We start from the raw sequence: 9,216 nt of genomic DNA, 5'->3' as shown, positions 1-9,216 counted from the left end.
CTTCTTGCTCGACTTCTAAAAAGTTACGGATCTCTTCTTTCATAATGAGCTCGAGCTTTTCTTTCACGAGGGCGCTAACAACATTTTCCATTAGGTCTGAGAGCATGTTTTCTGTTATAGTTGCCATATGAGTAGGGTTCCTTTCTTGGTGACTTTGACATCCCGAGAATACCCTACTTTTTTGCTGTCTGGAAGACTCCAGATCTTGGTACACAAACTATTGTACGCCATCTCTGAGCCTATTTTCGCGACGAAAAGCCTGCACAATTGCAGGAATTTTTCGCAGCAAGCGCATCAATCGAGCAAAAACTGCACTTTTGCAGGTTTTCTTCGCGCTACCAGGCAGATTGTGCGTTCGGCTCTGGCGTATGGGGTTCCTCTGGTCAGCCTGAAAACTGCAGGTATTTCGCTGCAATGTGGAAATCGGACCCATCTTGGCCGATTATTCCTGCACGATTTGGTTGAAGCGCTGGAGGCGCGAATATTTTGCTGTAATAAGGCAGGGCTCCCCCGGGGTTCTGTTTTTTTGTGCACGCCCCTAAACATTACAAAACCTTAACAGCGCGAAAATGATGGCTTAATAGTCCTTTGATACTTTTGAAGTAGCAATCATTCTCCCTTGGAAAGGGCGTGCCCGTCATGAATCAACCGCTGCTGAATACGGCGCCGCAGCAAGCCAGACTCTCCGTAAGCTTAGCCACATGCGCAGAGGACGTGGAACAGGCCATGCGTTTAAGGTACCAGGTATTTGTAGAAGAAGAGAAAAACCTGCGTTTGATGAACGAGAACGGCCTGGAACAAGATGCGTATGACACTTTTTGCGACCATTTAATTGTAAAAGATTTGGATTCGGAGAGAGTCGTCGGCACGTATCGCATGCTTCCGGGGGACCGCGCCGTACGCCACGACGGTTTTTACTCGGAAACGGAGTTCGATTTGCAGCGGTTCGAAGCCTTCAAGACCCAAACGCTTGAGCTTGGGCGAAGCTGTATCGCGCCCGAATACCGCGGAGGAAAAGCGATTCAAATGCTCTGGGAAGGCATTGCCGCCTATATCACAGAGCGCAACTACTCGTACTTGATCGGCTGCGCAAGCGTTCGCATGAACAGCCTTGAAGATTTGAACCTGATCTACACGATGCTGCGGCAAAAGCAAATCATCACCGACCGCTTCGGCATTGAGCCGCTGCCAACCCACAAAATATCCGGTTTAACGGTGCTGGAATCGGGCTGCGACGAGAAGGAAGTGTTCCGCAAGCTGCCGCCGCTGATGAAGGGCTATCAATGGCTCGGCGCCGAGATCGGCGGGGAGCCGGCTTTCGACGAACTGTTTCAAACCGTCGATTTCTTCATTATTTTGCAAAAGGACCGTGTGACGAGAAGATATAAGCGCCACTTTTTGAACCCGTAAATTTTACGGCATTGGAGGGACCGCTGCGGTGTATGAGTGGATAGGCAAGCTGACGGAGAACGATCGGGCGCTTCGCCGGGCGGCGCTGGTTTTGGGAATCATTCCCGAAAAACTGACTGCGGCGATGCTTTGGCTAATCGGCAGAGGGATGTATGGGCTCGCTTCCAAAGAAGGCGTGCGCCAGCGAATCGAACGGAATATGGACGACATGCTGGGGCCGCTGGCCGACAGCGCTTCTGTCCGCCGCATGAGCAAAACGTATTTTTACAACCTTGCACTTACTTTGTATGAGATTTTGCTGGACTCGTACAGGTTGGAGAAAACCGGGGCAGAGCGCTTTACCGTGCAGGGCGAGGAACATTTGAAAAAGGATACGGGCTTGATTGTATACACGCCGCACTTGGGCAACTTTTTTTACTATTACTGGTATTTGAGCCGCCGTTACCGGTGTCTGACGATCGCTTCTGCGGGAAGTCCGGAGCTGCTTCCGCTGTATTTGAGGTTTCAATCGCTCGGCTGCGAAGGACTGGATTACGATAGCACGCCGCCGTTGGAACTGTACCGCGCGTTGAAAAAACATCTCGCCGCCGGAGGAGTCGTCTTTATTCTCGGCGACTTTTGGCGGCCGAATTTCCCCGTTTCCAAGTTTTTCGGCAGGGAGACGCGTACGCCGGAAGGGGCGGCGATGCTGGCGATCGAGAACAAAGTGCCGCTCGTGCCGTTTTACGGTTACCGCGAGGGTGCTTTCAAGCACCGGCTCGTATTTGAAGAGCCGATCCATCTGCATGAGCAATTCGGCAAGTCTCAACGTACCGAGGCAAATCAGAAGTTGAACGACTGGATGGAGCAGGTCATCCGGAAGCAGCCTTCGGAATGGTTTTACTGGTTCAACGCCGACGAACGATGGCTGACAAAACGGCACGGGCTTGAAGAGGAATCCGTCAGCGGGACACAAACGGCGGCGGCTTCGCCCTCAATGACGGCCGGAGCAAGCTAACACAAAAGGGCAGGTGGGAGTTACATGGATACGGGAAGTCACTTGTTGTTTGGTCTCACACTTGCAGGACTTGCTTGCCTGGAGCCTGCGGTCGCTCATGAACCGGCGCTCGCTCATGCGATTATGGCGGGTACGCTGATTGGCTCGCATGCCCCCGATTTTGACACGGTGGCCCGCCTGAAAGGATATTCCAGCTACGTCCGCATTCACAGGGGGGTTACGCATTCGCTGCCGGCATTGGTGCTGTGGCCGCTTGCGCTCGGGTTGCCGATTGCCGCAATATTCGGCGTATGGGATCATGTCGCCAGCCTCTATTTGTGGACGTTTGCCGCTGTCCTGCTGCATGTGGCGCTCGATTTGTTCAATGTGTACGGCGTTCAATGTTTGCGGCCGTTCTCGAAAAAATGGTTCCACCTTGACACCCTTTGCCTTTACGAACCTTTTCTGTTCGGCATTCATGCGGCCGGCGCGGTGCTGTGGCTCGTCGGTTTGTTCGACGGGATGAGCGCGGGGACTGTGTTCGCGTGGATATACGGCACAACGTTTGCATATATCGCCATTCGGTATTGGCATCACAAAGTTTTGATGGAACGGGTGAAAAGCGCCCTGAACAGCGACGGCGTCTGCCATGTCATTCCGGGGCTGCACTGGTTCCGCTGGCAATTCGTGCTTGAGCGGGACGATTGCTTTTACCTTGGCAACATTGTGTACGGTGAGGTTCAGATCGAAGAAGTGTACAGCAAATCGGACGGTAAACAGGACGACCGGCACCCGATTGTGCAGGCGACGATGGGGACCGACGGGGTCCGGGCGTTTTTGCACTTCGCGCAGCGCGTCCACGTATGCTGGAAAGAGCAGCAGGACGGCTACGAGGTGCAGTGGCGTGATGTGCGCTTTTGGCACAACCGGAAGCTGCCCTTTGGGGTGGACGTGAAGCTGGACCGCGACATGAACGTCGTGAGCCATACGCTCGGCTGGAACAAGAAGGCATGGGACCCGCCATATGTGTGAAATATCAAGCCTTGCCCCTAGAGGGCAGGGCTGTTTGCACATTTAAAGCCAAAAGCCCCTTCAAGCTCACCGGGTAAGCATAAAGGGGCTTCTTGGCACAGCGCGTCAATAGCGCGTCATATGTATGTCAGCATCGGTCTAGCGGGCGGTTCCGAATTCGCCGTTATAGAGCAGCTCAGCCATCTGGCGGCGTCCGGAAGGCACTTCCCGTTCGCGGAATTTGTCGGCCAAAGCTTCCGCAGGGCCGCGATAACCGATAGCAATGACGGCGTGCAGCTCGTAATCGTCAGGCACCTGCAGGGCAGTGCGAGCTTGCTGTTTATCGAACCCGCCCATGGCATGCGTAATAAGCCCTTGATTCGCGGCCTCCAAAGCGAGATAGCCCCAGGCGGCGCCGGCGTCAAAAGCGTGGGACGTGTTCGTGTTGCCGCTTGCCGTTTTCGTATGCGAGATGACGACGGCCAGAACGGGCGCTTTTTCGCACCATTCCCGGTTGGCAGGAACGATAAAAGCATGGAATTTGGCGCGTTCCTCCGGAGCGCTCGCGACTATAAAGCGCCATGGCTGCAAGTTGCCGCCGGACGGAGCCCAGCGCGCCGCTTCAAAAAGGCTCAGCAAAACTTCCTCGGGCACTTCCCGTTCCTCAAAAGACCGCGGTGACCACCGGGTCAGAAATTGCGGATTGATTTCGTGATCGGGCTGCCGATGAACCTCGATTTCTTGCGGCAAAGACGTAGACATGTCAGTTTCCTCCCTATTTTTTGATTCTTTTATTGTAGCCGAATAGTGACAATATTGCGAATAATCGCTATTGCAGCGGGAAACCGGCAAAAAATAGTATGATTTGACAGGGAAAAGGCAATGCTGGAATGTGCGTCCCTATTGAATCGGCGGGAGTCCGGCGCGGGGCAGCGCGAATTCCGGCGATCAAGTATCGCTTTTACTCTGGCGCAAATTAAAGGAGGCGGCCTGCTATGGATTTTACAAGTCATGATATTCTGATTATAGAAAGAGCGCTGCGCGCTGCGATCAAGCATGAGGAAGGCGACAGCCGCGCAAACGAATATCGCGAGGTTCTGGTCAAGCTGCAGGAGAACGTCAAACAGGCTTTGGCGCCGGATGAGCGCAGACCGTCCATCGTCCGCGACGGGGTCCGGTACGATTACGACGATTCGTCCGATTTGCTATAGAACGAAATTATTTATTGATGTGCGAACGCATATGCCGAAGCCCTTTTTCTTGGGGCTTTTTTATTTTGTACGGAACGTTTATAATAGGGGAACAGTCGTTCTATGCGGAGTGGTGATAAAGATGTTGCGAAAAAAAATCCTTTCGGATTTCATACAAGAGTTGAAAAGCAATGAAAATATAGTGAATTGGCAGGAAATCGAGCCGCAGGAAGCAAAGACCCGGGTAATGCCTGAAAGCGTAGACCCCAGAATCAGAGCCGCATTGGCCAAAAGAGGGATTGAACAGTTATACACCCACCAGCACACGGCTTATGAGACCGTACGCAAAGGCGACAATATTGTCGCCGTCACCCCGACAGCTTCAGGCAAAACGCTTTGCTATAACCTTCCTGTACTGCAAGCGATTGCCGAAGACGACGGCAGCCGGGCGCTTTACTTGTTTCCGACGAAGGCGCTGGCGCAAGACCAAAAAAGCGAATTAAACGAAATCATCGCCGAGATGGGGATCGACATTAAAAGTTTTACCTATGACGGCGACACCTCCCCGGCGATCAGACAGCTTGTGCGAAGCGTCGGGCATATCGTCATTACGAACCCTGATATGCTGCACGCTGCGATACTTCCCCATCATACGAAATGGGTAAGCTTATTCAGCAATCTGAAATACATAATCATTGACGAGCTGCACACGTACAGGGGCGTGTTCGGCAGCCATGTAGCGAATGTTATACGCAGACTGCTGCGAATTTGCCGGTTTTACGGCAGCAATCCCCGGTTCATCTGTACTTCCGCCACTATAGCGAACCCGAAACAATTAGCCGAACAGCTTATAGGGAAGCCTATGCGGCTCATAGACGATAACGGCGCGCCAAGGGGAAGGAAGCATTTCGCTTTCTATAACCCGCCGCTTGTGAATAAGGCCTTGAACATCCGGAAAAGTTCCACCGCGGAAGTAAACCAATTGGCCATGGAATTTTTATCCAATAAAATTCAGACGATCATTTTTGCACGGAGCCGGGTGCGGGTTGAAATCATTTTAAGTCATATACAGGAACTGGTTAAAAATAAAATCGGCCCCAAATCCATCAGGGGCTATCGTGGCGGCTACTTGCCGAGTCAGCGCCGGGAAATTGAAAGGGGATTAAGGAACGGGGAAATTTTAGGCGTAGTAAGCACGAATGCTTTGGAGTTGGGCGTAGATATCGGACAGCTGCAGGTTTGCGTGATGACGGGGTATCCCGGAAGCGTAGCCAGCACATGGCAGCAGGCAGGACGGGCCGGCAGGCGGCATGGGGAAGCCCTGATCATTATGGTAGCCGGCAACACGCCCATAGACCAGTACATTGTCCGAAATCCCGAATATTTCTTTGACCGTTCCCCGGAATCGGCAAGAATAAACCCGGAAAATTTAATCATTCTTGTCGATCATTTGCGCTGCGCCGCCTATGAGCTTCCCTTGAAAAAGGGGGAGGAATTCGGCCCTTTGGAGATCGAGGATATATTGGAGTACCTGGTTGAGGAAAGAGTGCTGCACCAGTCAGGGGACACTTTTTTCTGGGCGAATCAGTCTTTTCCGGCAAGCGAAGTGAGTCTGCGTTCGGCCGCGCAGGAAAATGTAGTCATTATCGACCAGTCGGATACGGCCAATGTGAAAATTATTGGAGAAATGGACAGGTTCAGCGCGATGACCCTTTTGCATGACGAAGCTATTTATCTGCACGAAGGGGTGCAGTTTCAAGTTGAGAAGCTGGACTGGGAGCATAAGAAGGCTTACGTACGGGAAGTCGACGTGGAATATTATACGGACGCAAACCTGGCGGTTAAGCTTATGGTATTGGAAATTGACAGGACGGAAAACAGGCGAACGACATCGCTTCATTACGGAGACGTTCGAGTCAATGCCATGCCGACTTTATTTAAGAAAATCCGCTTGACGAGTTTTGAAAATATCGGATACGGCCCGATCAACCTGCCCGAAGAAGAGCTGCACACCAGCGCAACCTGGATAGAGTTAAGTAAAGCGGACCCGGCTTTGGGAGTGAAAACACTGGAACAATTGCTGTTAGGAATTTCCAATGTGTTGAGGCATATAGTTCCAATCCATGTCATGTGTGACCGCAGCGACATTCACGTAGCTTCACAAATTAGGGCGGAGCATACGCAACTGCCCACGATCTTCATCTATGACCACTATCCGGGCGGCATCGGACTTGCCGAAGATGTGTACAGGCGCTTCGACGAAATCAAAGCCGCAGCAACAAATTTAATTCGCAGATGCCCCTGCGAAGACGGGTGCCCGTCCTGTATAGGTACGGAAATAGAAGGCTCAAACGCGAAACAAAAAAGCATCGAATTGCTGGGGGGCATCTGATTAGAGATAGGAGAAATCATCGTGCTTACTGCAGCTATTCAAGGCATTTTGCTGTCATTCGGTCTCATCCTGCCTTTAGGCGTTCAAAATGTATTCGTTTTTAATCAGGGTGCGACTCAACCGAGATTCATTCGGGCTTTGCCGGTCATTATTACGGCATCGCTTTGCGATACCGCCCTCATTTCATTGGCTGTCTTGGGCGTATCCGTCATTATCATCGCCGTGCCGGCTGTCAAACTGATCTTGTTTTTGGCGGGAATCGTATTTTTAGCTTATATGGGGTTCGTCACTTGGAAAAATAAACCAAACGACAGCCTTGCTCAAGAGCATGCATGGTCTCCCAAAAAACAAATAGCCTTTGCCGCATCGGTTTCGTTATTAAATCCGCATGCAATCCTGGATACCGTAGGTGTAATTGGTACAAGCTCGATATCCTTCACGGGAATGGAAAAAATAGTATTCACCCTTTCCTGCATAGCGGTGTCATGGATTTGGTTCTTTACCCTTGCCATCGTGGGCAGGCAGGCGGGGAGATTGGATAAATCCGGAAAGTTTATTCTGATGCTAAATAAAGCTTCTGCCATCATAATGTGGGGGACAGCGGTTTATTTTGTTTCCCTTTTAAAAGGAGGAACTTGATATGAGCTCGTACCGGTTAACGTTCGAGAGGTTGATGGCGGCAGGGCGCGCGTCGGCGCTGCCGGAAGGCGGAGCCCGATGAGCGGGCTCCGGGAAAAGCTGGGCCGCCTGCGGAAATCCGAGGCGGCCGCTGCGGCACCGCCGCCCGCGCCGGAGGCGGGCGGCGAATGGGCGGCGCTCGGCGCCCATGTCGAAACGAGCCCGGCTGGCTCGTTTGTGATGCGGCGCCGCGTTTACGGCGCGGACAGCGTCCACGGCAAGTACCGGCTGCGAGAGCTGGCCGGTTGCGTGCGGGAGCTGTCCTGTTTTCACGGCGCCGCCTGCGCCGAACTCCGTATCGAAGAGCTGCTCTTCTTCGATACGGAGACGACCGGGCTCGGCGTCGGCGCGGGGAACGTGCCGTTTCTCGTCGGCATCGGCTACTATGAACAGGAGCTGTTCGTCGTCGAGCAGCTCCTGATTCGAAACCCTGCGGAAGAGCACGCGATGCTCGTCTACCTGCAGGAGCTGTTCGGCCGCTTTACGCACATCGTTTCTTACAACGGCCGCACGTTCGATTGGCCGATTTTGACCAACCGCTTCGTACTGAACAGGCTGAAATACGACGATTCCGCCATGCTGCAGCTTGATTTGCTGTATCCTTCGCGCAGCCTGTGGCGGAATACGCTGCCCTCCTGCCGGCTTAGCAAAGTCGAGGAGAGCCGGCTTGGCTTCGAACGGGTCGACGATGTTCCCGGATCGATGGCGCCTGTCTATTATTTTCAATATTTGGCCGAAAAAGATCCGGCCGTGCTGCAAGGCGTATTTATCCATAATGAGCACGACATCGTCACGTTGGCGGCGCTTGCGATTCATTTTGGCAAGCTGCTCGGCGGGACGGCCTGGCATCTCGAAGGCGATGAACATGCGGCTTGCGGAACTTTACCCCACGACATGGAACTGGAAGAAATTTACAGAACGGGCCTGTGGCTGGAGAAGATGGGCCGGCCCGATCTGGCCGGGTTGGTACTGGACGAGCTGTTCGCCCGATTGGCGGAAGATGCCGCTCCCGCAGAAGAACGTACCGCCTCCGCAGAGCGGCAAACGGACCGGTTGTCAGCGATGCTGCTGTTGGCGGCCTTTTACAAGAAAAAAGGCGCCTACGAGCGATCGGTTGCGCTCTGGAAACACTGGATCGCATCGAAAAGCTCCGGTCTATCCTTGCAGATGGAGCCTTATCTGGAGCTAGCGATGTTTTATGAGCATAAGGCAAAAGATTACGGCCAGGCGCTCTTCTACGCGGAAGAGGCATGGGCCAAGCTGTGGCGGCGCCGTTCGCTGCAACGCAGCGACAAGGGAAGCGCGGAGTTGGAGGAAGCGCTTGAGCGCAGACTGAAGCGGCTTCGGGAAAAGCAGCAAAAGGCGCAGCTTCACGCGTCGCCGGATACGCCGGGCAAACCTGCTCCGGCGCGCGGAAAGCCGCGCAAAACACGCCGGTTAAAGCCGGTTTATGCCAGCGAAGGGCTGATCTAGCCGGCGGATGCTTCCACTTCCGATTCGCGCCGGCACGTCTGTTTACTTTGCCGCTGTTTTGGACATACAAGGTAAAAAACAGCGAG

The 9,216-nt window shown here is 53.3% G+C and carries 8 protein-coding genes and 1 pseudogene; 7 read left to right on the top strand and 2 right to left on the bottom strand.

The annotated features are described in order from the left end of the window. Window positions 1-127 (bottom strand): annotated as a pseudogene (locus AC3G2T_RS33305) (IS256 family transposase); the annotation flags it as partial. A gap of 512 nt (window positions 128-639) precedes the next feature. Between AC3G2T_RS33305 and AC3G2T_RS33300 the strand changes: the two are divergent. Genes AC3G2T_RS33300 through AC3G2T_RS33290 form a run of 3 tightly spaced genes read left to right on the top strand, consistent with a single transcriptional unit; the run spans window position 640 to window position 3,418 of the window. Then, window positions 640-1,410: a GNAT family N-acetyltransferase gene (locus AC3G2T_RS33300; protein ID WP_474681732.1), complete on the top strand. Its 771-nt coding sequence runs from the start codon at window positions 640-642 to the stop codon at window positions 1,408-1,410. A gap of 28 nt (window positions 1,411-1,438) precedes the next feature. Then, window positions 1,439-2,407 (top strand): lysophospholipid acyltransferase family protein, encoded by a 969-nt coding sequence (locus AC3G2T_RS33295; protein WP_488438179.1) that lies wholly within the window; start codon window positions 1,439-1,441, stop codon window positions 2,405-2,407. A 24-nt stretch (window positions 2,408-2,431) separates the two neighbouring features. After that, window positions 2,432-3,418, top strand: a complete 987-nt coding sequence (locus AC3G2T_RS33290) for a metal-dependent hydrolase (RefSeq protein WP_488438178.1) — start codon at window positions 2,432-2,434, stop codon at window positions 3,416-3,418. Window positions 3,419-3,556: 138 nt separating this feature from the next. Here the strand turns inward: AC3G2T_RS33290 and AC3G2T_RS33285 are convergent, their stop codons facing one another. Continuing rightward, window positions 3,557-4,159 (bottom strand): nitroreductase family protein, encoded by a 603-nt coding sequence (locus tag AC3G2T_RS33285; protein ID WP_488438177.1) that lies wholly within the window; start codon window positions 4,157-4,159, stop codon window positions 3,557-3,559. A 233-nt stretch (window positions 4,160-4,392) separates the two neighbouring features. Between AC3G2T_RS33285 and AC3G2T_RS33280 the strand changes: the two genes are divergently transcribed. The 4 genes from AC3G2T_RS33280 to AC3G2T_RS33265 all read left to right on the top strand — a co-directional run bounded on the left by AC3G2T_RS33280 (window position 4,393) and on the right by AC3G2T_RS33265 (window position 9,130). Further along, window positions 4,393-4,608, top strand: coding sequence for a hypothetical protein (locus tag AC3G2T_RS33280; RefSeq protein WP_474681728.1), 216 nt, complete (start codon window positions 4,393-4,395; stop codon window positions 4,606-4,608). Window positions 4,609-4,732: 124 nt separating this feature from the next. Further along, window positions 4,733-6,979 carry a DEAD/DEAH box helicase gene (locus AC3G2T_RS33275; RefSeq protein ID WP_488438180.1) on the top strand — a complete coding sequence of 749 codons (2,247 nt, stop codon included), beginning with the start codon at window positions 4,733-4,735 and terminating at the stop codon, window positions 6,977-6,979. Window positions 6,980-7,000: 21 nt separating this feature from the next. Continuing rightward, the gene (locus AC3G2T_RS33270; protein WP_488438176.1) at window positions 7,001-7,618 is read left to right on the top strand and encodes a LysE/ArgO family amino acid transporter; all 618 of its coding nucleotides are present in this window, start codon (window positions 7,001-7,003) and stop codon (window positions 7,616-7,618) included. Between the two features lie 78 nt (window positions 7,619-7,696). Continuing rightward, window positions 7,697-9,130, top strand: a complete 1,434-nt coding sequence (locus AC3G2T_RS33265; protein WP_488438175.1) for a ribonuclease H-like domain-containing protein — start codon at window positions 7,697-7,699, stop codon at window positions 9,128-9,130. Window positions 9,131-9,216 lie beyond the last annotated feature (86 nt).

It is taken from the genome of Paenibacillus sp. sgz302191, from assembly GCF_057749925.1.
This window is presented reverse-complemented; position numbering and strand designations above follow the sequence as displayed.